Below are 22,201 nucleotides of genomic sequence, written 5' to 3' on the forward strand. Positions count from 1 at the left end.
TTTGATCGGCTGTAAGGGGAGAAACCTACAATTACAAGGTTTTTGAAAACTGGCACAGCCAGTGCAATAGAAGAACAAGCAAGATTGCAGCGCTCTAAAAAAGCAATCTGATTTAATAGATAAAAAAATGGGTCCTCATGAAGAAAATAGAAGCCATAATCAAGCCTTTCAAACTGGATGAAGTTAAAGAGGCTCTCTCTGATGTCGGCATATCAGGAATCACTGTCGTTGAAGCAAAAGGATTTGGTCGTCAAAAAGGCCATACCGAATTATACCGCGGTGCAGAATATGTTGTCGACTTTGTTCCAAAAGTCAAACTTGAGATCGTTCTCGAGGATGCCCAAGTCGAGGCTGCTGTAGAAGCCATCTTAAAGGCCGCTCAAACAGGTCGTATTGGCGATGGCAAAATTTTCGTATCCCCCATTGAAGACGCAATACGCATTCGAACCGGTGAAACTGGTTCAGACGCAATTTAACTTAAAAAGACTAACTCTAAACAGAAAAGAAGAAAGGGCCGACATGTCCAAATTTACAGATTTAAATGCAGAATCTCTCCTGGCGCTCGTCGCAGAACATAATATTGAGTGGATTGACCTCCGGTTTACAGACCCTAAAGGGAAATGGCAGCACCTTACAATGTGCGCTGATCTTATTGATGAAGATATTCTTGAAGAAGGCTTCATGTTTGATGGTTCCTCTATCTCAGGCTGGAAAGCTATTAATGAATCAGATATGATTCTTATGCCTGACTTATCTGCAGTCACTGTTGATCCTTTCACTGCAGACCCAACAATCGTTCTTTTCTGCGATATCCTAGAGCCTGCAACCGGTCAACCTTATGCTCGCGATCCCCGTTCTACAGCGAAAAAAGCAGAAGAATATGTTAAATTTTCAGGTGTCGGTGACACTGCATTCTTTGGTCCAGAGCCTGAATTCTTTGTATTTGATCATGTTGAATTTGGTAACGAATACAATACAGCTTTTTATCGTATGGATGACGTTGAAGGTCCTTACAATAGCGGCAAGTCATACGATGAAAACAACCAAGCCCATCGCCCTCGCGAAAAGGGTGGTTACTTCCCTGTAGCACCAGTTGATAGCATGAATGATATTCGTGGTGACATGGTTAAGGCCATTAAGGAAATGGGCCCAACAATGGATAAGCACCACCACGAAGTTGCAGCTTCTCAGCACGAACTTGGCATGGCTTTCTCTACCCTTACGCAAACAGCAGATAACGTGCAGCTCTATAAGTACGGCGTTCACCAAGTTGCTCACCAATACGGTAAAACTGCGACATTCATGCCAAAACCAGTTGCTGCTGACAATGGGTCAGGCATGCACACACATATGTCTATCTGGAAAGATGGCAACCCACTCTTCGCCGGTGAAGGCTATGCGGATCTGTCCGAAACAGCCCTTTACTATATCGGTGGAATCATTAAGCACGCTAAAGCATTAAACGCTTTCACAAACCCTTCTACAAACTCATATAAGCGCTTAACACCAGGCTTCGAGGCCCCAGTACTTCTTGCATATTCTGCACGCAATCGTTCAGCCTCAATTCGTATTCCTTATGGTTCTTCTCCAAAAGCAAAACGAATCGAAGCACGCTTCCCAGACGCTGTGGCGAACCCATACTTAGCCTTCGCAGCAATGCTTATGGCTGGCCTTGATGGCATTGAAAATAAGATTCACCCTGGCGATGCGATGGATAAAGATCTATATGCTCTTCCTCCAGAAGAACTTGCAGGCGTCCCAACAGTTGCTGGCAGCCTCCGTGAGGCCCTAGAATCTCTTGATGCTGATCGTGACTTCCTGAAAAAAGGAGATGTGTTCACTGATGATCAAATTGATGCATATATGGAACTTAAGTGGGAAGACGTAAACCGTCTGGAACTTGCTCCGCATCCAGTAGAGTTTGACATGTACTATAGTGCATAATTTTTGACCACTGAGAACTATTTGAGGAAAAGCCCTGCCTTCTGGCGGGGCTTTTGCTATTGCAGTCATAATCCTAGAGACCGCAGTACTGAAAAAGCATCGTAATTCCAAGGCACTAAAGACGAGGCTTTCTTTTTTTTGCTCTCCTTTGTATAGAGAGGCCCAAGAAAGAAGAACTTTTGTGAAATTTCGAGTTTGCAACGTCCCTTGGGCATATTACTCAATTTCTTAGTTTACTCTTTACCATTTGTATACAAATCGTATGCTAAGTGTATGAACAGACGTTCGATGTGGGTAGTTTAATGACGATCAATTACAATAAAAACCAAGAAGCAATAAGACCAGACTTAGCCGCTGCTAATATCAATTCTGATAGCTTTTTAGCGACGGATTACCTGAATCACTTTAATGAGATCGTAATGCTTTTGGAAATGGTTCCTGATATGCCTGAAATGGCTGAAGACTGTATGGACTGGACTCCTTTGTCCTATTCAGATCACTTCATGCAAAGCGGATTCACAGCAAAGGAATTGGCTGTAAAAGCCTATGAACTGGCTCCATTAGAATTTAAAGGACCATTTGATCAAATTATTGCAGAGCTTGACTTATTAATTGGCTCAACAGTGAATGGACTGCGCGCAGTGAATGTTTCTGAACGCGGCGTGAGTGATGCGGCCCGTATGCTCATCGCTAATCGCACAACCATGATGCAAGACTATCTAGCAAAGATGAATAAATTAATTCACGGCAAGCTTTTGGAAGAAGACATTGAAGTGTTTAATGAAGTTCTTGCCCCCATGGAAGCTAAAGATGCAGAAGACGTTCAATCACAAGCAGATATTGATGCTCTCTTCGACTAGACGTCCCTATATTTCATCTCTCCATCCATAAAAAAAAGCAGGGAATTCCCTGCTTTTTCTTGTTTGAAAATCTGAATCACGTCTCAAGATTGACATCTCATATAGTCTGAGCCTGTATTGAGAGCAGTACTAGAGAGAACTTTAAGTAAATCAGGATGTCCTTCCTGATGCATGGTCACAAGAGGATATTCATGGACGGTTTTATCCTGAACTTTCTCAACCACCCAAATGCGCTCTATCGATTCATGATGGACGAATCGATCCCCTATCTCAATTACGGTGCCTTCGCTGTCACTTGGTTGTGATGCAAAGAACTTTTGAAAGAAACCAGTAGGCTTACTTTGTCCCATCCATTGTCTCCTTTTCTTCGCCGTTTGCCGTATAATATTTCATTCTTTTTATTACTCGTCTTTCTTATCACAAGATAGGGTTTGTTTTCCTCTATAAAAGGGTGAATCTCACAAATTAATCAAAATTGTTGCAAAATTACATCTTGTGCCGAACATCTATATGTTGGTCACCATCAGTAAAGTGATACTATATATAGAGATAATTGCCTATATATTTTTAATGTCCTTGATTTGTTCTTTTATGCTCTTGACCTAAAAGTGATTACCCCTTACCACCTATAGAGAGACGGTTTTACAGTTAGATTTTTGAATTTATGGGTGGGATATGAGCGACCTTTTTGAAGCAGCGCAAACTAAAACTGAATATACAGCGCAGGACATTGAAGTTCTTGAAGGTTTAGAGCCCGTCAGGCAACGACCAGGCATGTATATTGGTGGCACAGATGAGCGCGCTCTTCATCACTTGGTTGCCGAAATTCTTGATAACTCAATGGATGAAGCTGTCGCTGGCCATGCCAGCAGGATTTCGGTCGAATTACATGAGGACATGTCTGTCTCTGTGCAGGATAATGGACGCGGCATTCCTGTGGATCCCCATCCAAAATATAAAGACAAGTCAGCTCTGGAAGTGATCATGTCGACGCTGCACTCAGGCGGTAAATTTAGCAGCGATGCTTACGCAACATCGGGGGGACTCCACGGTGTTGGCATATCTGTGGTAAATGCACTCTCTGAGTGGAGTTATGTTGAGGTGGCACGGGACAGAGTTCTCTATAAGCAAGAATATTCACGGGGATTGGTAACCAGCCCTCTGCAAAACTTAGGGAGCATACAAAACAAGCGCGGCACTAAAGTTCACTTCTTGCCTGACCATGAAATTTTCGGGGCCAACCCTACCTTCAAGGCGGAACGTCTTTATAAAATGGTGCGATCAAAAGCCTATTTGTTTAGAGGCGTTGAAATTCGCTGGAAATGTCCTGTATCAGCGATAAAAGAAGGCAGCAAAATACCTGCAGAAGCAACCTTGCATTTCCCAGGTGGTCTTTCAGATTATCTAGAAGAAGCAACCGCCAAACGGTCAATGGTCGTAGAAGAACCATTCAATGGTTTTGTCAAATTTCCTGACGAACAAGGACAAGTCGAATGGGCCGTTAACTGGCCTGAATTTGGTGACGGTTTTTCGAATACATATTGTAATACAATTCCGACCCCTCAAGGGGGAACCCATGAAACAGGGCTTCGAATGGCTCTTCTGCGGGCTGTTAAAGCTTATGGAGAACTGACTGGCAACAAAAAATCGTCGCAGATTACGTCTGAAGACATCTGTGGCAGCATGACCGGCATGCTCTCAGTTTTTATTCGCGATCCTCAGTTTCAGGGACAGACAAAAGACAAATTAACCAACCCAGAAGCAAGTCGGTTGACAGAAGCTGCCATAAGGGATGCTTTTGATCATTGGCTTGCTGATCAGCCTGAACGGGCCAATGGCCTTCTTACATGGGCATTGGAGCGAGTCGAGGAGCGACTTCGTCGCAAACAGGAACGCGAGATTAAGCGAGTTAGTGCAACCAGCAAACGGAAGCTTCGACTGCCAGGAAAACTCACTGATTGCTCAAACACAGAGCCAGAAGGCACAGAAATATACATCGTTGAAGGGGACAGTGCTGGCGGCTCAGCGAAAATGGCACGAGACCGTAAAACTCAAGCCATTCTGCCCATCCGCGGTAAGATCCTCAATGTTGCCAGTGCCACACGAGAAAAAATCGCGGCCAATCAAGAAATAAAAGACATTTCTCAAGCTCTTGGATGCGGCATGAGAGATCTGTATGACCCAGAAGCTCTACGCTATGAAAAAGTCATTATCATGACTGATGCTGATGTAGACGGCGCCCATATTGCTACTTTGCTGATGACATTCTTTTTTCAGGAAATGCCTCAAATGGTCAAGGACGGCCGTGTCTTCCTTGCCCAGCCACCTCTCTATCGTCTCGCAAAAGGTGGCAAAGTTCACTATGCTAGGGATGATGAACATAAAGATCAGCTCACAGAAAAAGAATTTAAAAACCAAAAGAATATTGAAGTTAGTCGGTTTAAAGGGCTCGGAGAAATGCCCCCTGCCCAGCTCAGAGAAACCACGATGGATAAAAGCAACCGCACACTCCTTAGATTAAGTCTACCAAAAGAATATGCTGAACGCGCAGAAACCAACGAGCTCGTTGATGCATTAATGGGGAAAAAACCGGAAAAACGTTTTAACTTCATACAAGAAAATGCCGTTTATGCTCAAGACCTAGACATTTAATTATGGTGATTGGTCAATAATGATTATTCCTATCGCACTGATAATATCATGGATTTGCTTAAAATTAGCGAAAAGGCCTCTTTCAGATTTAGGTTTTAATGATCCCAGAAAACGATGTTTTGAATTTTTCCTTTTTTCATTGATCTTTTGCGCGATTTTGAGCATCCAACATCTCTTAAATGCGTATTTTAGTGATAGTATCATTCGATTCAATCCTGAATTTCCAGTGACACAGCTCTTTGAAAATCTATGGTGGATTACTAAATCTGTGGTCTATGAGGAATTTCTATTTCGTGGTGTCCTTCTCCTCCTAAGCCTCCATTATTTAAGCCCTCGCAACGCTTGCCTATTGAATGGCTTCGCTTTTGGCATTTATCATTGGTTCTCCTATGGGATTATTGGCAATATTCAAGCGATGATTTATATTTTAATCCTCACAGGCAGTATGGGATATCTGCTTGCTCATGCTTTTCATCGCTCAAAAGGTATTATTGCCCCAATAGGCATTCATATGGGTGTGAATATCAGCACCATCACTCTCTTTTCAAAGGGACCAATTGGTTCAGGTGTTTTTCTTTTATCTGACCCCGCCACACCGTTAAACTTGACAATGAGCTTATCGCTGAGCTTAGCTTTCCCACTTTTTTATATGGTTGCGGCCTTTTATTTAATTAATAAAATATATTCTAAAGAATAAAAGCCGCCAAGAATGGCGACTTTTAATGAACCGACTATTAGATTAGATGTTTGCTTATCTAAGCGGCTTGATCTGGCATCTCAATAGTTTTAAGTTTTCCAATGAGATAGTCAATGCTATCGCCGTCCATCTTTTCTTCCAAAAATTCAAAGTTTGTCAAAACTCTCTCAAGAATGAGTTGATGAAACATGTCTTTGTCATCCCCGCCCGTCTCGACCATCTCTTTGGTCAGATCGATTGCAGCTTGAGCCACGCTAACAAATTGATTTGGAATTTTTGCACGCTCGAAAGCTTTTGAAAGCCCCATCGCACCGCCCTCATGAATAATTTTATATGCATTCGCCACAGGAATACCACACATTTTTGCAAGAGCCGTTTCAAAGAAGGTTGTATCTCCTGTACAGACTGCACGAATAAGCAATGTCGGTGTTAAGCGTTCATTATCATATAATTGATCAACCAATGACTGAACATCCTGACTATCAGAACCGTCTAGTAAGCCAACCGTTGCTTTTTCACGTGTTTCTAACAGCAAGTCACTGGCAACAGATGCAGAAATCTCGTGATGGGTCATAATATGTTCGCGCAGTTGATCTGAGACAAGCGTAACCAATCGTTCTGCTACATTTATGGGTAATTCACCCCGTTTGGCCATGGAACTGTTAATGGTTTCATTTTCCCCAAATTCATCCAGCACGCGGGTGAATGTATTTTCGGAAATAGCCGCCTTATCATTCGATACCAAAACGCCAATAACATTCTCATTAGCCGTATCAACCAATTTATCCGCAACAGCTTCAGAAACATCCTTTCTCTGGGCCACTGCTTTTTGCAAAGTTTCGCCCCTCGTATCTATGATATCAATAAGGTCCGCTTCAGAAAGCACTGTAGAATTTTGAATCATGGGCAAAGCCACTTCATCAATATCCTGAGCTAAACTGCTGACAATATCTTTAGAAATTTCTGGATTATCCTGCAAACTTTCAGATAGGGCTTGACGTACTCTTACCGCCGCATCTTGCAACATAGCGCGAAATATATCTTCCGCTATACCCTTCTCTTTATCGCCTAATTCCGCGCTAGAGAAGACTTCCCCAACTTTTTTCGCGGCTTCCGCACGATTTTCAGGAGAAGGATCTTGTAATAGATTCAAGACATCGGTGTTTGATAAAAGATTCTGATCGGCCAAAGTTCTATCCTACTCATAAAGTTCAAAGACGACGCCAACTCAATATGACGGCTAATTATTCTAGCATAATTCATATTCTTAAAAAAACAAAACATGATTTTTCTATTTCATTATAGGAAATTGATAGAGGAATAGGCCACAATTAGTTAAAATTTTAAAAAGATTAAGTGGAACTCTGTTTTTCACGCCTTTCTAAGATCTTAATGTTGTATTAACAGCATGACTTGTCTAGCATGCCATACAAAATCAAACGATTCTTTCCGTATTGGACAGAACATAATAAGTAAAGCTTAATACCTTGGAGAGGGAGTAGAATGTTAAATCGTTTTCTTGCTGTTGTTGCTATAATTTTTATGAATGGTGCAACAGTAATGGCCCAAACAGACTCAGCGGCCGAAAAATCATGTAGTGCATACGAGACAATCTCTGAAACAGTGAATTGCTATATGCAGCCAGTAGAAAAAGCACTGAATGCAACAATCTTCTATGCTATCGATACAGGCTATACCTATGCTGATGGGTCTGCCATTGAATTCCCAGTCGTGGTCATGTGGCTCTTCGGTGCTGGGTTGTTTTTCACATTTTACTTCAGATTCATCAATATACGCGGGTTCCGTCAATCGATTAAGATTGTTAAGGGGACATATGATGATCCCAATGATCCCGGTGAGGTAACTCACTTCCAGGCTCTTACCGCTGCTGTGTCAGGCACAGTTGGTCTTGGGAACATTGCCGGCGTCGCCATTGCTGTCTCGATCGGTGGTCCAGGTGCAGTATTCTGGATGATCCTTGCTGGTCTCTTTGGTATGTCGACAAAATTTGCTGAGTGTACACTTGGTGTTAAATATCGTGAGATTGATGAAAATGGCTCTGTAACTGGCGGCCCGATGATGTATCTGCAAAAAGGTCTTGCAAATCGTGGTTGGCCTACGCTTGGAAAAGCGTTAGCAATTTTTGCAGCCGTTATGTGTATTGGTGGAGCTTACGGCGCAGGTGCCATGTTCCAAGTAAACCAATCTTCTATGCAGTTTACCAATGAAATTGTTGCATTAACAGGCGGCGAAGAAAGCTTCTTCAACGGAAAGCCTTGGATCTTTGGGGTCATTTTTGCCAGCTTTGTTGGTCTTGTTATTATTGGTGGTATTCGTAAGATTACCCATGTAACAGAATTTTTGGTGCCTGTGATGGCTATCATTTATGTGACAGCTTCTCTCTTCATCATCTTTAGCCATATTACTGAAGTGCCTAGTGCTCTTGCACTGATCTTTGAAAGTGCCTTCTCTTCAGAAGCTGGTATGGGGGGGTATCATCGGAGCCTTGATCCAAGGCTTAAGACGCGCAACATTCTCTAATGAAGCTGGCCTTGGGTCTGCGTCCATAGCGCATGCTGCTGCAAAAACAAAAGAGCCTGTATCAGAAGGGATGGTTGCCCTTCTAGAGCCGTTCATCGATACCGTGGTGATTTGTACAATTACAGCTCTTGTGATTATCTTAACGGGATCCTATGGGACAGGCTCTGGCATTGAGCTTACCTCGAATGCCTTTGGAAGCTTTGTAAGCTGGTTCCCATACATTTTAACAATTGCAGTTATCTTGTTTGCCTTCTCAACCTCGATCACCTGGTTCTATTATGGTCAACGGTCATTCCTGTATCTCTTTGGCAATAATGCACGCGCTGACTTTGCCTTTAAGGTGTCATATTTGTTTGTTCTGATTATTGGATCAGCCTTAGCACTGGGTTCTGTAATGAATATTGCGGATGCTTTGTTATTCGCGATGGGCTTCCCTAATGTTCTTGGCTTGATAATCTTTAGAAAAGAGTTGAAAGAAATGCTTGATGATTATCTTGCGCGCATCAAATCTGGTGAGATTAAAGAAATAAAATAATGTGGATGGGGCCTGTTCACTTGTTCAGGCCCCATTCATTAAAAGAATGCCATGAAACAGGCCTAAGATGAACTTAAGTTCAATCGATATCCTGATGGTTTTGAGATAAAAGTTTTTCGTAAATGAAGAGAGTAGATCATGAAAAAAATACTACTGAGCGCCCTCATTGCTTTTAGCCCTGTAACTGTAGCGACAATTGCAGACGATACTGATCCAGCTGATACAAGCTTGTCTGTACAAGGTGATGCAAAACGTGGAAAATCTGTCTTTAACAGATGTCGCGCATGTCATAGCTTAACAGCAGCCCCGCGTCACCGGGTTGGCCCTAATTTGAATGAATTGTTCGGCAGTACAGCAGGCACAAAAGAAGGCTTTAAATATTCTCCAGCTCTCAAAAAAGCTGGCTTTGTTTGGACGGAAGGCAAGCTCAATGCTTGGCTAGAAAAACCAAAGAAATTTTTACCTGGTAATCGCATGGCTTTTATGGGGCTGAGAAAAGAAAAAGATCGTCTCAACCTTTTGGCCTATCTACGTGAGGCGACTGCCGCTCAATAAAACCATAAAGTCATAGCGAGGAACACTTTATGAAATGGATAGCAAAACAATTTGTGGCTATTTGCGTAGCCACTGTATTTTTCACCGCCTTAGATGTGTCTGCACAAAATAAAGACAGAGCCGTAGACGATCAAGAAGGCGCACTAGCATTTGTAGAAAAGCTGGCAAACGACACCACAAATGTTTGGAGTAACGCAGCCGTAACAAAAGCCGACCGTGATGCAGCTTTTTTCTCACTCTTTGAAGAAGCTACGGATATCAATTACATTGCAAAAGTCATGATGGGTCGCCAGTACCTTAAAATACCTAAGGATAAATTCAAAGACTATGTAAAAGCTGTTAGATCTTTTATTATCTTTGAATTCGACAAAAGAATGACTCAAATCGGTTTTCAAAAGTTAACCGTCACTGGGGTAACGCCCCTCCTAGGAAAACGCGGCACAGTAAAAGTAAACTCAACAGTCCAGCGTACGGACGGCCCAGACTTAGAAATTACTTGGCGCGTTGATAAGCGCAAAGGCCAGTTTAAAGTCATTAACATGACTGTGGACGGCGTAAATATGGTTCTCGTAAATCGGGACTATTTTCAGGACCGGATGAAAAAAGTTGGCATTGATGGACTGATTAAGGAACTTCAGGACAAAAACCAAAAGGCGTCAAGCTAATCCAATTGAGTGACGAGATATAATCAAGAAGAAAAATGCTATTTATGAAAAACCCCGTCTTTCAAGCGGGGTTTTTTACGACAGATGTCCCGAACACTTAGACAGGGTTAAACTCCATCTTAAGACGCATGCTCCCAACAACGTTAGAGAGCGTATTATCGAGCTGGGTGACTTTGTCTGCAGGGATATTTAAAGCAAATCGCATTCTATATTCTAGCTCATTCTGGCCTGTATCTACACGGCGAGAATTCATACGAACAATATTGCTATCAAACTGCTGCAGCACATCACTTATACGAGAGACTAGTCCCGTGCGATCGCCTCCTTGCACTTCCAAAACATGAGAGATTTCACCCATATCCGGACGATCCACACCAAAGGGGAATTTAGCCACATTGATTCGTGTGCCCTTAAGAGCCGGTAAGCTTATAAGTCCTTCTTCAAGTTCTTCAGGGGTCATCAGATCCACTAAATCAGCGACACATGAGAATTCAAACCCCTCGCCCAGAACCGCATAGGCCGTATCTGCCAAATTAGCACCAATTTCAAAGAGATAGCCCGTAACATTGGAAACAACGCCAACACGATCTTCCCCTGCTATCGATATAAGATAGGCATTTGAACTGGTTTCTTTCATGGATGACTCCTAAAAACACTGGATTATTTTTGTAACTTTGGTATCTAAAGCGCAAAAGCTCAACAAAAAAATGAATAATTCATTTATTAAATTGAAAGTGAAATCAAAATGGCACAGCTTCCACATCTTGTATTTGGCGGAAAAGTAACAGACCCACAGACTTTAGAATTTGAAGACCTGAATAAAGTAGATCTTGTTGGCGTATACGGTTCTTACGACGAAGCCGTTACAGCTTGGCGCGCCGTATCTCAAGCAAATGTTGATGACTGTATGACGAAATATGTTGTCGTTCACCTGCACAAACTTCTTGAGCCTGAAGCTCAAGGATAAATGAGGAAAAGGCCTGACAGTGCAGGCCTTTCATCTCTTCCAAGAAGCATAAGTTTTCCTTATGCTGGCAAATTGTAGTAGGTCTCAAGACTACGTTCAATAATGATCCCGTCATGGTCATAGGCGCCTAACCGTTTGATGAGATGGCGACGCGCCTCATCTTGAGTTTTCGGGTTAAAACGTGTTAATTCTAGATGTGCTAGTCGAGTGAGGCCTTCGCTGTTGATGGGCTGGTACATATTTTTATTCCTTATTTTACTTTACTGATTCTTTTTTTTCATCGTTTCATCCTATGCAAAGAGCATGACAAAATTATGAACATGATCATACACCAAAATATATAGTGCGTTTTTGTTTATTTTCCAGATGGTTAGATGAAAATTTTAAAAGTTCGATTCCAATGATTGACAGCAGGACTAATAGTTTCTATCTGATGATGAAGGAGCAGTTTACCATGCAGCAAAACATTATCGTTACAGACAAGGCACTTTTTTCAATCGGTCAAATTGTTAAACATCGTTTGTTTGACTTTCGAGGCGTGATTGTTGATGTGGATCCTGAGTTCGATAATACGGAAGAATGGTGGCTTTCTATTCCCGAGGAAATTCGTCCTGTCAAAGAACAACCTTTCTATCACCTTCTTGCAGAGAATGAAGACAGCTCTTATGAAGCATATGTTTCACAGCAAAACCTGCTAGCAGATACGACAGATGAGCCTATTTACCACCCAGAAGTCTCGACCCTTTTTGGTGTCTTAGAACAGGGGAAATATGAGCTTAAAGGCATTGCAGCCCACTAGAGTTAAAGAATTTTCCTTTAGCCTCTTCAACTTCATAGATCATTAAGCGCAAGCGTGCCGTGCAGGCGCGCTTTTTTACTATTTACCCTTGAGCACTCGCCGTCTGTATTTATACTTTGTTAGGCGACCTGAGCGTGTTTGTTCTTAGAAGCTGTCAGATATTGGTCAAAAGAGGCAGCAACCAGTCTTACAAATTGACGAGTCTCAGAAAGAAGGATGATTTGTTCATTCTCGATTTTCACAATCCCTTGTGCTTCTAAAGGTCTCAACTGTTCAAGAGCTGCTGACCAAATTTGATCATAATAACTCGACTGTGTAGAAAGGCTTTTACGATCAACACGATAGTAGCACATTAACTGCTCAATCACTTCCCGACAAAATAAATCCGCCTCGTTTACTGCAAGGCCCTTCCCTGTCGCACAGACACCAGAGCGGATTGCCGCTCTATAGTGCTTCAAGTCTGTGAAATTTTGCCAGTACCCATCCTCTGTCTGACTGATCGCAGATACCCCTAATCCAATAAGGTTTTTTGCTGTATCTATCGTATATCCTTGAAAATTTCTTTTCAAAGTTTGTGTCTCAAGGGCACGGGCCATTGTGTCATCAGGTCGCACGAAATGATCTAGTCCCACAGCCCTATATCCCGCTTTTATCAACAGCTCTGATGCAAGCTCAAAAAATTCCATTCTCTCTTCACTTTTCGGCAGTTTAGTTTCGTCTATCAACTTCATGTGCTTTTTCATCCACGGCACATGCGCATATCCAAAGAGCGAGACCCGAGAGGGAGAGAGAAGGACAGTCTTCTCAAGTGTCTTATGAATAGTTTCCTTAGACTGATTAGGAAGGCCGTAAATTAAATCAACATTGATATTTTCAATTCCATAAGATCTTAACAGTTCAATTTTATCATAGACTTGTCTAAAGGGTTGAATTCTATTTATAGAGCGCTGGACGTTTAAATCAAAATCCTGAACGCCGAGAGACGCCCTGTTAACTCCCGCCTTAGCATAAGCGGCGACTTTTGCCTCTGAGATCTCTCGAGGGTCCATTTCAATGGCAATTTCGGCATGATCTGACACAGTAAAAGAGGTCTTGACAATATCCATCAAATTACAAAATTTACCGGCGGGAACAATTGTAGGAGATCCTCCACCAAAATGGATATGGGTTACTCGAATGGACGGATCTAAGTGGCTAGCGATTATGGCAATTTCACTCTCGAGCAAAGAAAGATATTTATAAATTGGGTCTTCTTTGTGAGTAACTGAAGTATTGCACCCACAATACCAGCAAAGTTGTCGACAGAAAGGAATATGGAGATAGAGGGAGACGTCCTGAGAACTTGATATAGAAGAAACCCAAGCCAGTGATTGAGTTGAGGTCACCTTTTCAGAAAAATGGTTTGCTGTGGGATAGCTGGTGTAACGAGGTAGATTTCCAGCCTTATTCATTATCTCGGTCTTGGTCAATGTCTGTGTCATCAATTATGCCCCTTATTTCTTGGCTGATTATATTCCAAGAAATGCTGGCCAGAGTTGACCTTGATCAAGCCACAAAAAAACCCTACTAAGAAGCAGGGCTTTCACGTCTTTAATCTTCTAAAAGATTGGCCTTAAGCAATCGCAGCCAAGACCAGTAAAATGGCAATGACACCGATGAGGCCGTATTTTGTCCATCTCATAAACCCATCATAGGTTTCTTGCTGTTCTTTGATATCCATAATCATGTTCCTTATGCCAAGAATGTCTCTTACAGGGAAATAGATAGCGGAAATTTCAAATTATTCAATGACAAAGTGTCTTTATCCATAATTTGATAGCGCTTTCTCCAGCAAGGCAGGATCAATATTTCCACCGCTGATGACCACAACAGTGGTTTTGTCCTTAACAGGAATTTTCCCCTTAAGGACAGCTGCAAGCGAGACAACGCCGCCTGGCTCTCCTGTCAGTTTTAATTCACGGGCACAATAAGCCACAGTTTCCAGGGCTTCGGCATCACTGACTGTCAACCCTTTGACTTTTAAATGTTGTAGGACCTCCAGGGTATATTTCCCTGGCCTTGGGGACAGCAAAGCATCGCAAATGCTTTTCTGAGTAATATCAGCATCCTGCATCACACCTGTTTCAAGAGACAGTTTTGTATCATCATAGCCAACAGGTTCCACAACATAGCCTTCCAGCGAAGAGAAATGGTGAACCAACGCAAGGAAACTACCAGACGATAGACCCCCCCCTCCGCAATTGATAAGCACTTGATCAGGCACGATATTTAAATCGAGACATGACTGCGCTATTTCTAAGCCCATTGTTCCTTGCCCGGCCATAATATGAGGATCATCAAAAGAAGGGACAACAACGGCTCCTGTCTCTTTTGAAATCTGATCAGCAATGGCTTCTCTGCTTTCACTATATCGATCAAAGGTGATGACTTTTGCGCCGTAGGCTTTTGTATTTTCCATTTTCAATTTCGGCGCATCTATTGGCATTACAATGATCGCCGGCACCTTCAGGAGCTTTGCAGCGTAAGCCACGCCTTGTGCATGATTACCACTAGAAAAGGCGACGACACCTCTTTCTTTTTCATCATCCGTAAGTCGTGCCAATCTGTTATAGGCGCCTCGAAACTTAAAACTACCAGTTCGCTGTAAACATTCTGGTTTAATTAAGATTCGTCCCCCCATTGCCTCATTCAAGTTAGGATTTTCCAAGAGGGGTGTTTGTACTGAGTTCCCCTTTAAAAGTGTGGCTGCTGAAAGTATATCTTCATAGGAAATTGCTAAATTATGTGTCATTTGTCCCCTACTCTTTTGTTATGACTGTCTATTGTTATGACTGTCTTTGGTTATGCTGGCCTTGCGTTTTTTCCACCACCGGCCCACCTTCACTTCTTGTCTGCGTCTAAATCGTCTGACTGCAGGAAAATCTGTGGATAGGATCAGCAGCCCTAAGGGGATCATCCAGAAGCCTAGGACTGGTAAAAAACCTAATATACCCCCTATAATTAAGAAAATCCCAGCAAAGAAGCGGGCAATTCTATTATTAGGAATTTTTCCTCTAATTTTTTTAAACATTTTGACTAGTGTCTTATTATTTTCATTAGATAAGAGATAAGAAGTAACTTCCAACATTACAATGATGATGGATTAATATAGCAGATAAAATTAGGCGTGATCTTTCAATAAGCGTTGTTTCTGCTTATTCCAATCCCGTTGCTTTTCAGTTTCACGCTTGTCATGTAGGTTCTTACCCTTCGCGAGGCCAAGTTCTAACTTCGCACGCCCTTTATCATCAAAATATAAAGTTAAAGGTACCAATGTCATACCACTTCTTTGAACAGAGCCCCCTAGCCGACTAATCTCTCGCTTGTGCATCAGTAGCTTTCGAGGTCTACGAGGAGAATGATTGAAGCGGTTGCCATGAGAGAATTCTGGAATATGAGCATTGATCAGCCATAACTCTCCGTCTTTTTCTTCTGCATAGGCATCTTGAATGTTTGCTTTACCGTTGCGCAAGGATTTTACTTCTGTTCCTTGCAAAAGAATGCCTGCTTCGAAAGCATCTTCAATAAAAAAGTTATGCCGCGCTTTTCTGTTGTCAGCCGCGATCTTAACTTTATTGCCAACGGTTTTTGATTTTTTTCTCGGCGGTGCCATTCATTTTCTCGCTATACGCCCTATGAACTCGCGCTTGGGAGATCAAGATTTTCGATTAATTCTGATAATAATTTTTGACGAGCCGTCGTGAGAGGCTGAAGCGGCATCCTAACACGGCGATTACATAGCCCTAATATTTCCGCAGCAAATTTCGGACCAGCTGGGCTCGGCTCCATAAACATAGCATCATGCAACGGTAGAAGTTTATCTTGTAATTCCAAGGCTTTGGTATAATCCCCAGCGAGGGTTGCTTCTTGAAAAGCCGCACATAATGCGGGTGCAATATTTGATGTGACAGAAATGGCACCGATACCGCCCATAGCGTTAAAAGCCAGAGCTGTTGCATCTTCACCAGAAAATTGAAGGAATTCTGGCCCCATTATTTGTCGCGCCCATGTGGGACGTGCCAAATCACCTGTCGCATCTTTTACCCCAATAATATTTTCACAATCAGTAAAGAGGCGCTTCATCGTTTCATCTGTCATATCTATGACTGATCTTCCCGGAATATTATACATGATAATAGGAATTGAGATGGCGTCATTAATGGCTTTAAAATGCTGGTAAAGACCTTCCTGACTAGGTTTGTTATAATAGGGTGTGACAACCAGGACTGCATCTGCACCTGCTTGCTCTGCATAGAGCGCGAAATCAATGGCCTCTCTTGTTGAATTTGATCCCGCGCCAGCAATCACAGGGACACGTCCAGCGGCAACATCAATACAAGTTTGCACAACTCTTTTATGTTCTTCATGGCTTAACGTTGGGCTTTCTCCCGTGGTACCAACGGGAACGAGGCCGTGTGTACCTTGTTTAATCTGCCAATCAACAAATTTTTCAAATGCCTTATAGTCCACATCGCCATTCTCTGTGAATGGAGTAATGAGTGCTGTGATTGAACCTTTAAACATGACATACCTCGCCAACTGAGTACTGAACTTAAACCTTAAAAATCTGCGCCACATTAGGGTGTTGCCCTAGAAAGCGCAAGTTTAAAGAGCCATTGATCATAAAAAGTTGACCCATGGCTATGGCAAAAAAATGGCAACTGTCAAAGGGAAGTAAAAAAGATAAAATACCCAAGATAAAAGACCAGCATCCCAAGGATACTGATCTTCAAGTGAGGTCAGAAAGTATATCATAGTTCAATCATAGCCTTTCCAACCAGGAGAATAGAACGGTCTATTCAGATCGAGCTCTTTTCTTTTTATTTTTTTTACGCATCGTCTTCACTCCCTTTTTAAGGGCTTTCTTTGTTTCTTTCAGCGAGACCAAGCCATCTCCATTCCTATCAGCTCTTTTAAATCTTTTAACGGCCCGTTTCGAGAATTCCTCAAGACTGATAGCTTCATCCCCGTCACGGTCCATACGAGCAATCATTCCCATACGCGTTGGCTTCTTTTTGAGCTTCTTCTCTGCATGCTGCTTTTCATGCTGCATTTCCTCTCTCTTTGCCTGAAGTCTTTTGCGCAGAGGATTCATCTCTCCAGCCCCGATCATCTGACGAAGCTTTGACAAATCTTGGGGCAACTCCTCTAAGACAATTTTACCATCCTTATTCACATCAATCTTCGAAAAATTATGGCTTACTTGCTCCATCATTTCAGCGTGGGAAATAGACCCATCCCCATTGAGATCTCTTTTAGCAAAAGAAGTTTCAATATGTTCAAGCATTTTCTTACGCATTTCTTTGCGCTTCATCTTGTGATCATCCGCGGTTAGACCGGAAAGGCCTGTCACTGAGACGGAAAGAATAACCCCTACTGTCAGTGTTTTGATTTTCTTATTCATTGTTTGTCCTTTCAGTTGCAAAAATAAACGCCGCTTGTCAAATCTTAAGGATTGTCCTCGCTCTGAGCGTCTCTTATGGTACGAGGGCTCAAGAAGAAACCCTTCAAAAAAATAAAATGCACCGCTTTTGTTGCTTTATACGCTAATGCAGATTATAAGCGCAGAAGGGATAGTAGGCTGTGTAAAATGAACTCATTAGATAAAATCGTAGCAGGCTTTTATAAGAAAATGGAATTGATGGGAATCATCCATGATCAAGAGCTGAATATTATTTATATGACGAACTTAGCAAAACAATTTTGCCAAGATCAAGGCCTCTCAAATAATCCCACAGCCTCAGATTTTTTTGAAAAATTTCACGCCCTCTGCCTCAATCCAGAAGAGGTAGACAAAACCTTTAGATTTATAACTCAACAAAGTGACCTTAAATATCAAGAAGAGATCCAAGGCCTTGAGGGTAAAGTATATCACCGCATCACTAAAACTCTCAAAGATGGCGCAGGCAATACCTATAGGCACTGGGTTATTCGAGACTTCTCCGACTTTGTAGGAGATCAAGCGAATAATATCTATATTCAGGAGCAGTTGGAGTTACAGGCACAGCAGAATGCGCATCTGGCAGAAGAATTATTCGACGCTCGTGAAGAGCTAGAACGGCTAGCGAATACGGACCCTTTGAGTGGGCTATTGAATAGACGTTCATTTATGAATGCTGCGACTGATCTTATAGCGACTGTTAAAGATACGCATAAAGTTTATGTCATGATGATAGATATTGACCACTTTAAGAGCATTAATGATACAAAGGGCCATGCAACTGGTGATCACTGTATATGTGTTGTGGCTGATCTATTGACTGCAAAGGCTCCAAAAGACAGCTTTGTCGGGCGATTAGGCGGGGAAGAATTTGCAATTATGTTGACCAGCGAGACCCAAACCCCACTTGAACAACTTGCTGAAACAATCAGGCAGTCACTCGAAAATGAGATGATCACGTTTGAAGCACATACGATAAACATGACCGTTTCAATTGGATTGAGCGCCTGTAAGAGCCATGAAGAAAAATGTGACCCAGCCTTGGATAGAGCTGATCAAGGCTTATATAAAGCGAAGGAAAATGGTAGAAACCAAATACACGCTGTTTTCTAAGGCACTGCCGTTTTTTTGCCGTTCTTCACGAGTAGAGTAATATATTAACTAGGAAAATCATTCAATGAGCAGAATATTATACATTCTTATTACTTTAACTCTCTTATGTCTTGCCCAACCTCTACAAGCAGATGATCCTATGAAACCTGCTAAAGAATCGGCTGCCATCAAAGAAGCCAAACGCCTTGCAAAAATTGGCGGGACTGCAATATATTGCAAAGAAGAGCCTGAAATCATGAATGAATTTGTAGATAAGGCTCGCACACATCTTCTCATGCTCGCCAAAGATAAATATGATCGTGTTTTTGCCACGGTTGATTTCAAAAATCTAATGACGGCATTCTCTGTAAAAAAGCCTGACGTTAAATGTGAACAAACCATTCTTGATTTGAAAAAATTCCTCCGAAAATAAGCTGACTTTCTTTATTTTTCGATCAACCGTTTATTTCATAAGACGAGTCGAGTTTGTTCCGTAGATTAACTATTGACTGTTCTTTTGATTCTTTCAATTATCACACTACTTCTACGTATCACGCCTCACAAGCTCTAGGGGGAGCTTGATGCGTAAGAATGGCTGATTGTGTTATCAGTCAGAAGAGGTTCAAATTTGGAGGATCAAATGAAAACACTTGATAAAACACTAAAAGGGCTAATGACTTCTGTCGCTCTCCTTTCAATTACAGCTGTTGCTATGCCATCTGTTGCTTTTGATGACGGGGATAAGCCAGGGGAAGAAAAACCGAAAAAAGATAAGCCTAAAAAAGAAGATAATAAAAAGAAAGACGATAAAAAGTCTGACAAAAAGGCTGATGGCAAAGACGCCAAAAAAGACGGCAAGGATGCAAAAAAGAAAAAGAAGAAAAAAAAGAAAACGATTAGCGAAGTTACAAAAGACTTCACAGTCAAAGATGGTTTTTTCAAGCTTTATGAAGATCCTAAGACCGGCAAATTAAAAATGGAAATTTCCAAGGATCACCTTGGTAAAGAATTTATTTACAACTCTGTAATTTCTAATGGTGTTGTCGAAGGTGGCCACTTTACAGGTCAGTATCGTGCGAATGCCGTAATGAAATTTGTTAAAGTTCGCGATACTATTGAATTGCACACTGTCAATACTAGCTTTCATTTTGATAAAGATCAGGCGATTGCACGCGCTGAAAAAGCCAACAGATCTGATGCTCTGAGCAAAATTTTAAAAATCGAAGCTAAGTCTAAAGACAAAAAAGCTTTCCTTGTTGATGCAACTGCCATCTTCAAAGGCGAAGGCCTTGATCCCATTAAACGCCTTGGCGGTCCTCGTCCGCGCCCGGGTCAATTCACTCTTGGTAAAATGAACCCAAAAAAGTCTAAGATTAATTTTGCCAAAAGCTTTAAAGACAATACAGCCGTTAAGGTTGATTATGTATATTCAACACCGCGCCCAACTGGACCAGCCAGTGCTGCTGTCGTCGATTCACGCAATGTAAATGTTAGTGTTCATCACGCTTTCGTAAGAATGCCAGAAGATAATGGTTTTATACCACGAATGGATGATCCACGTATTGGATATTTCCTAGATAGCGTGACTTCTTTAACTGATCGGAGTGCAACACCGTGGCGTGACATGGTTAATCGTTGGCATCTAGAGAAGAAAGATCCTACGCAGGCTGTTTCTGAGGTGAAAGAGCCAATAACATGGTGGATTGAGAACACCACACCGGTTGAATATCGTGATGTGATTAAAAAGGCTACTCTCGCTTGGAATGAAGCATTTGAATCAGCTGGCCTTAAAAATGCTATCGCCGTAAAAGTTCAGCCTGATGATGCTGATTGGACAGCAGAAGACATTAACTATAATGTACTTCGTTGGACATCTAGTCCTCAACCTCCTTTCGGCGGATATGGCCCAAGCTTTACAAACCCGCGTACTGGTCAAATCCTTGGCGCTGATATCATGCTTGAGTATAGCTTCATTACCAATCGTGTAAACCAGAGCAAAATCTTTGAAAATGCCTTTATTAAAGAAGATCACGTTGACGAAGAAGCAAATGCATTCATGGCCAAACTTAATGACCATGCCAAACATTGTAACGCGTCTTATACGCTTCAAATGAACAACCTTGTGGGCCAGGCGCTTGCCGCTGCACAGGGACGCTCACCAGAAGAGTCTAAGAAAATCGTTGAAGAATCGCTTTATTATCTCATTCTTCATGAGGTTGGCCACACACTTGGTCTAAATCACAATATGAAAGCCACTCAAGCGCGTTCTTTCGCTGAAAAAGATGACATCAGCAAACAAGGCGATGGTCTTGTAGGTTCTGTTATGGATTACCCAGCGATTAACTTTGCCCCGAAGGGTAAAGATCAGGCCCACTATTATACAGTAAAGCCTGGTCCATATGATCACTGGGCAATTCAATTTGGCTATAGTCCTGACATGGAAGATCCTGCTAAACGTAAAGCTCTGCTTTCACGCTCGACAGAACCTAAGCTTGCGTTCGGTAATGACGCCGATGATATGCGAGCTCCAGGTAAAGCTATTGACCCACGTGTAAACATCTACGATATGACAGATGATGCTGTTGCTTTCGCTAGCGAGCGTTTAGCCAGTGATAAAGCGGCCATGGAGACCCTCAAAGACAAAGTTCTTGGCGATGCTGATAACTATCAGTTCTTAAGAAACAGCTATGCAATCCTTACGGGTGACATGCTATGGCAAGGACGTGTAGTGTCTCGCTATGTTGGCGGTGTCTATGTAGATCGATCTGAGCCTGGTCAAGAAGGTGCAGTAGCACCGTACCGCCCAGTTCCTCTTGCGAAGCAGAAAGAAGCGATGAAAGTTCTTAGAGAGCAAATCTTCGCACCAGATGCTTTTGAGGCCTCTGCAGAGTTGATCTCTCACCTTGCAATTAAGCGCCGTGGTTTTAACCACTTTGCGATCACTGAGGATCCAAAACTGTTAATGCGGACTTATAACATCCACCGCGATGTCATGAGCCAGCTCTTGCACCCTCGCACCATAACACGTTTGAGTGACACTCAAATGTATGGCAACGAGTATAGTGCTGCAGAAATGATGGACGATTTATCAGCTGCCGTCTTCGAAGATGATATCCGTAATACTGTCAATGGTGTTCGTCAGAACCTTCAGTTGGGCTATGTGAATAGCTTGATTGGCATGCTGAGCAACCCAGCCTATGACTTTATAGGTCGCTCTTCAGCTCTTTACCAGTTGAAAAGCATCCGGAAAGACATGGATCGGGCACGCACTCGTGATATTAGCACAAGAGCCCACCGTGATCATATCAAGCTGATCATTGATAAAGCTCTTGAAGTTAATAACGGCTAATCACGCCCTCTAAAACAACGAAAGGCGGGTATTTAACCCGCCTTTTTTCATTCTTAGTACCAGTTA

23 protein-coding genes and 1 pseudogene are annotated in these 22,201 nt (G+C 42.2%); 13 read left to right on the top strand and 11 right to left on the bottom strand.

Annotated features, from left to right (window positions below; all coding sequences use genetic code 11):
* The first annotated feature begins 137 nt into the window (after positions 1 to 137).
* The 3 genes from QGN29_RS12800 (at position 138) to QGN29_RS12810 (ending at position 2,804) form a co-directional block, all read left to right on the top strand.
* Complete coding sequence (locus QGN29_RS12800) at positions 138 to 476, top strand: P-II family nitrogen regulator (RefSeq protein WP_310798259.1); 339 nt, start codon at positions 138 to 140, stop codon at positions 474 to 476.
* A 43-nt stretch (positions 477 to 519) separates the two neighbouring features.
* Positions 520 to 1,944: a type I glutamate--ammonia ligase gene (glnA, locus tag QGN29_RS12805; RefSeq protein ID WP_310798260.1), complete on the top strand. Its 1,425-nt coding sequence runs from the start codon at positions 520 to 522 to the stop codon at positions 1,942 to 1,944.
* A 302-nt stretch (positions 1,945 to 2,246) separates the two neighbouring features.
* On the top strand, positions 2,247 to 2,804 hold the full coding sequence (locus tag QGN29_RS12810; RefSeq protein WP_310798261.1) for a hypothetical protein: 558 nt from the start codon (positions 2,247 to 2,249) through the stop codon (positions 2,802 to 2,804).
* 83 nt (positions 2,805 to 2,887) lie between these two features.
* Here the strand turns inward: QGN29_RS12810 and QGN29_RS12815 are convergent, their stop codons facing one another.
* Positions 2,888 to 3,154: a hypothetical protein gene (locus tag QGN29_RS12815; RefSeq protein ID WP_310798262.1), complete on the bottom strand. Its 267-nt coding sequence runs from the start codon at positions 3,152 to 3,154 to the stop codon at positions 2,888 to 2,890.
* Positions 3,155 to 3,479: 325 nt separating this feature from the next.
* Here QGN29_RS12815 and parE point away from each other — a divergent pair, with 325 nt between their 5' ends.
* Together parE and QGN29_RS12825 are read left to right on the top strand one after the other, a co-directional pair.
* Positions 3,480 to 5,456 (top strand): DNA topoisomerase IV subunit B, encoded by a 1,977-nt coding sequence (gene parE, locus QGN29_RS12820; protein ID WP_310798263.1) that lies wholly within the window; start codon positions 3,480 to 3,482, stop codon positions 5,454 to 5,456.
* Positions 5,457 to 5,682: 226 nt separating this feature from the next.
* Positions 5,683 to 6,153: a CPBP family intramembrane glutamic endopeptidase gene (locus tag QGN29_RS12825; protein ID WP_310798264.1), complete on the top strand. Its 471-nt coding sequence runs from the start codon at positions 5,683 to 5,685 to the stop codon at positions 6,151 to 6,153.
* Positions 6,154 to 6,211: 58 nt separating this feature from the next.
* Here QGN29_RS12825 and spbR read toward each other — a convergent pair whose 3' ends face one another.
* Complete coding sequence (gene spbR / locus QGN29_RS12830; protein WP_310798265.1) at positions 6,212 to 7,342, bottom strand: SpbR family protein; 1,131 nt, start codon at positions 7,340 to 7,342, stop codon at positions 6,212 to 6,214.
* A 353-nt stretch (positions 7,343 to 7,695) separates the two neighbouring features.
* Between spbR and QGN29_RS14505 the strand changes: the two are divergent.
* The 3 genes and pseudogenes from QGN29_RS14505 (at position 7,696) to QGN29_RS12850 (ending at position 10,449) form a co-directional block, all read left to right on the top strand.
* Positions 7,696 to 9,229, top strand: a pseudogene (locus tag QGN29_RS14505) (alanine/glycine:cation symporter family protein).
* 138 nt (positions 9,230 to 9,367) lie between these two features.
* On the top strand, positions 9,368 to 9,784 hold the full coding sequence (locus QGN29_RS12845) for a c-type cytochrome (protein ID WP_310798268.1): 417 nt from the start codon (positions 9,368 to 9,370) through the stop codon (positions 9,782 to 9,784).
* A gap of 29 nt (positions 9,785 to 9,813) precedes the next feature.
* The gene (locus tag QGN29_RS12850) at positions 9,814 to 10,449 is read left to right on the top strand and encodes an MlaC/ttg2D family ABC transporter substrate-binding protein (RefSeq protein ID WP_310798269.1); all 636 of its coding nucleotides are present in this window, start codon (positions 9,814 to 9,816) and stop codon (positions 10,447 to 10,449) included.
* Between the two features lie 97 nt (positions 10,450 to 10,546).
* On the opposite strand, the gene QGN29_RS12855 is transcribed toward QGN29_RS12850, so the two are convergent.
* A complete protein-coding gene (locus QGN29_RS12855; RefSeq protein WP_310798270.1) occupies positions 10,547 to 11,086 on the bottom strand; it encodes a glycine cleavage system transcriptional repressor in 540 nt (179 codons plus the stop codon).
* A 108-nt stretch (positions 11,087 to 11,194) separates the two neighbouring features.
* On the opposite strand from QGN29_RS12855, the gene QGN29_RS12860 reads away from it, so the two are divergent.
* Entirely contained in the window at positions 11,195 to 11,416 is a 222-nt protein-coding gene (locus QGN29_RS12860; protein WP_310798271.1) for a DUF4170 domain-containing protein, read from the top strand.
* 59 nt (positions 11,417 to 11,475) lie between these two features.
* On the opposite strand, the gene QGN29_RS12865 is transcribed toward QGN29_RS12860, so the two are convergent.
* Positions 11,476 to 11,655 carry a hypothetical protein gene (locus QGN29_RS12865; protein ID WP_310798272.1) on the bottom strand — a complete coding sequence of 60 codons (180 nt, stop codon included), beginning with the start codon at positions 11,653 to 11,655 and terminating at the stop codon, positions 11,476 to 11,478.
* 215 nt (positions 11,656 to 11,870) lie between these two features.
* On the opposite strand from QGN29_RS12865, the gene hspQ reads away from it, so the two are divergent.
* Entirely contained in the window at positions 11,871 to 12,215 is a 345-nt protein-coding gene (hspQ, locus tag QGN29_RS12870; protein WP_310798273.1) for a heat shock protein HspQ, read from the top strand.
* Positions 12,216 to 12,334: 119 nt separating this feature from the next.
* Here hspQ and hemN read toward each other — a convergent pair whose 3' ends face one another.
* The 7 genes from hemN to QGN29_RS12905 form a co-directional block, all read right to left on the bottom strand.
* Entirely contained in the window at positions 12,335 to 13,696 is a 1,362-nt protein-coding gene (hemN, locus tag QGN29_RS12875; RefSeq protein ID WP_310798274.1) for an oxygen-independent coproporphyrinogen III oxidase, read from the bottom strand.
* A 131-nt stretch (positions 13,697 to 13,827) separates the two neighbouring features.
* On the bottom strand, positions 13,828 to 13,935 hold the full coding sequence (locus QGN29_RS12880) for an aa3-type cytochrome c oxidase subunit IV (RefSeq protein ID WP_310798275.1): 108 nt from the start codon (positions 13,933 to 13,935) through the stop codon (positions 13,828 to 13,830).
* Between the two features lie 81 nt (positions 13,936 to 14,016).
* The gene (locus QGN29_RS12885) at positions 14,017 to 15,006 is read right to left on the bottom strand and encodes a threonine ammonia-lyase (RefSeq protein ID WP_310798276.1); all 990 of its coding nucleotides are present in this window, start codon (positions 15,004 to 15,006) and stop codon (positions 14,017 to 14,019) included.
* Between the two features lie 18 nt (positions 15,007 to 15,024).
* A complete protein-coding gene (locus tag QGN29_RS12890; RefSeq protein WP_310798277.1) occupies positions 15,025 to 15,285 on the bottom strand; it encodes a PGPGW domain-containing protein in 261 nt (86 codons plus the stop codon).
* A 90-nt stretch (positions 15,286 to 15,375) separates the two neighbouring features.
* On the bottom strand, positions 15,376 to 15,867 hold the full coding sequence (smpB, locus tag QGN29_RS12895) for an SsrA-binding protein SmpB (protein ID WP_310798278.1): 492 nt from the start codon (positions 15,865 to 15,867) through the stop codon (positions 15,376 to 15,378).
* Between the two features lie 20 nt (positions 15,868 to 15,887).
* A complete protein-coding gene (dapA, locus tag QGN29_RS12900; RefSeq protein WP_310798279.1) occupies positions 15,888 to 16,778 on the bottom strand; it encodes a 4-hydroxy-tetrahydrodipicolinate synthase in 891 nt (296 codons plus the stop codon).
* A gap of 271 nt (positions 16,779 to 17,049) precedes the next feature.
* Positions 17,050 to 17,658, bottom strand: a complete 609-nt coding sequence (locus QGN29_RS12905; RefSeq protein ID WP_310798280.1) for an EF-hand domain-containing protein — start codon at positions 17,656 to 17,658, stop codon at positions 17,050 to 17,052.
* 186 nt (positions 17,659 to 17,844) lie between these two features.
* Between QGN29_RS12905 and QGN29_RS12910 the strand changes: the two genes are divergently transcribed.
* The 3 genes from QGN29_RS12910 (at position 17,845) to QGN29_RS12920 (ending at position 22,135) form a co-directional block, all read left to right on the top strand.
* Positions 17,845 to 18,807, top strand: a complete 963-nt coding sequence (locus QGN29_RS12910) for a GGDEF domain-containing protein (protein WP_310798281.1) — start codon at positions 17,845 to 17,847, stop codon at positions 18,805 to 18,807.
* A 64-nt stretch (positions 18,808 to 18,871) separates the two neighbouring features.
* Entirely contained in the window at positions 18,872 to 19,219 is a 348-nt protein-coding gene (locus tag QGN29_RS12915; RefSeq protein ID WP_310798282.1) for a hypothetical protein, read from the top strand.
* A gap of 207 nt (positions 19,220 to 19,426) precedes the next feature.
* Positions 19,427 to 22,135, top strand: a complete 2,709-nt coding sequence (locus QGN29_RS12920) for a zinc-dependent metalloprotease (RefSeq protein ID WP_310798283.1) — start codon at positions 19,427 to 19,429, stop codon at positions 22,133 to 22,135.
* Positions 22,136 to 22,201 lie beyond the last annotated feature (66 nt).

Origin of the sequence: Temperatibacter marinus (assembly GCF_031598375.1) — a bacterium.
Taxonomy (GTDB): Bacteria; Pseudomonadota; Alphaproteobacteria; order Sphingomonadales; family Kordiimonadaceae; genus Temperatibacter; species Temperatibacter marinus.

Bases quoted from the DNA above. Each gene is read 5' to 3' on its own strand.
- glnA (WP_310798260.1), top strand. From the start codon at position 520: ATGTCCAAATTTACAGATTTAAATGCAGAATCTCTCCTGGCGCTCGTC.
- QGN29_RS12800 (WP_310798259.1), top strand. From the start codon at position 138: ATGAAGAAAATAGAAGCCATAATCAAGCCTTTCAAACTGGATGAAGTT.
- smpB (WP_310798278.1), bottom strand. From the start codon at position 15,867: ATGGCACCGCCGAGAAAAAAATCAAAAACCGTTGGCAATAAAGTTAAG.
- hemN (WP_310798274.1), bottom strand. From the start codon at position 13,696: ATGACACAGACATTGACCAAGACCGAGATAATGAATAAGGCTGGAAAT.
- QGN29_RS12855 (WP_310798270.1), bottom strand. From the start codon at position 11,086: ATGAAAGAAACCAGTTCAAATGCCTATCTTATATCGATAGCAGGGGAA.
- dapA (WP_310798279.1), bottom strand. From the start codon at position 16,778: ATGTTTAAAGGTTCAATCACAGCACTCATTACTCCATTCACAGAGAAT.
- QGN29_RS12810 (WP_310798261.1), top strand. From the start codon at position 2,247: ATGACGATCAATTACAATAAAAACCAAGAAGCAATAAGACCAGACTTA.
- QGN29_RS12880 (WP_310798275.1), bottom strand. From the start codon at position 13,935: ATGGATATCAAAGAACAGCAAGAAACCTATGATGGGTTTATGAGATGG.
- QGN29_RS12845 (WP_310798268.1), top strand. From the start codon at position 9,368: ATGAAAAAAATACTACTGAGCGCCCTCATTGCTTTTAGCCCTGTAACT.
- QGN29_RS12865 (WP_310798272.1), bottom strand. From the start codon at position 11,655: ATGTACCAGCCCATCAACAGCGAAGGCCTCACTCGACTAGCACATCTA.
- QGN29_RS12920 (WP_310798283.1), top strand. From the start codon at position 19,427: ATGAAAACACTTGATAAAACACTAAAAGGGCTAATGACTTCTGTCGCT.
- QGN29_RS12850 (WP_310798269.1), top strand. From the start codon at position 9,814: ATGAAATGGATAGCAAAACAATTTGTGGCTATTTGCGTAGCCACTGTA.
- QGN29_RS12860 (WP_310798271.1), top strand. From the start codon at position 11,195: ATGGCACAGCTTCCACATCTTGTATTTGGCGGAAAAGTAACAGACCCA.
- hspQ (WP_310798273.1), top strand. From the start codon at position 11,871: ATGCAGCAAAACATTATCGTTACAGACAAGGCACTTTTTTCAATCGGT.
- parE (WP_310798263.1), top strand. From the start codon at position 3,480: ATGAGCGACCTTTTTGAAGCAGCGCAAACTAAAACTGAATATACAGCG.
- QGN29_RS12910 (WP_310798281.1), top strand. From the start codon at position 17,845: ATGAACTCATTAGATAAAATCGTAGCAGGCTTTTATAAGAAAATGGAA.
- QGN29_RS12915 (WP_310798282.1), top strand. From the start codon at position 18,872: ATGAGCAGAATATTATACATTCTTATTACTTTAACTCTCTTATGTCTT.
- QGN29_RS12885 (WP_310798276.1), bottom strand. From the start codon at position 15,006: ATGACACATAATTTAGCAATTTCCTATGAAGATATACTTTCAGCAGCC.
- QGN29_RS12905 (WP_310798280.1), bottom strand. From the start codon at position 17,658: ATGAATAAGAAAATCAAAACACTGACAGTAGGGGTTATTCTTTCCGTC.
- QGN29_RS12815 (WP_310798262.1), bottom strand. From the start codon at position 3,154: ATGGGACAAAGTAAGCCTACTGGTTTCTTTCAAAAGTTCTTTGCATCA.
- QGN29_RS12890 (WP_310798277.1), bottom strand. From the start codon at position 15,285: ATGTTTAAAAAAATTAGAGGAAAAATTCCTAATAATAGAATTGCCCGC.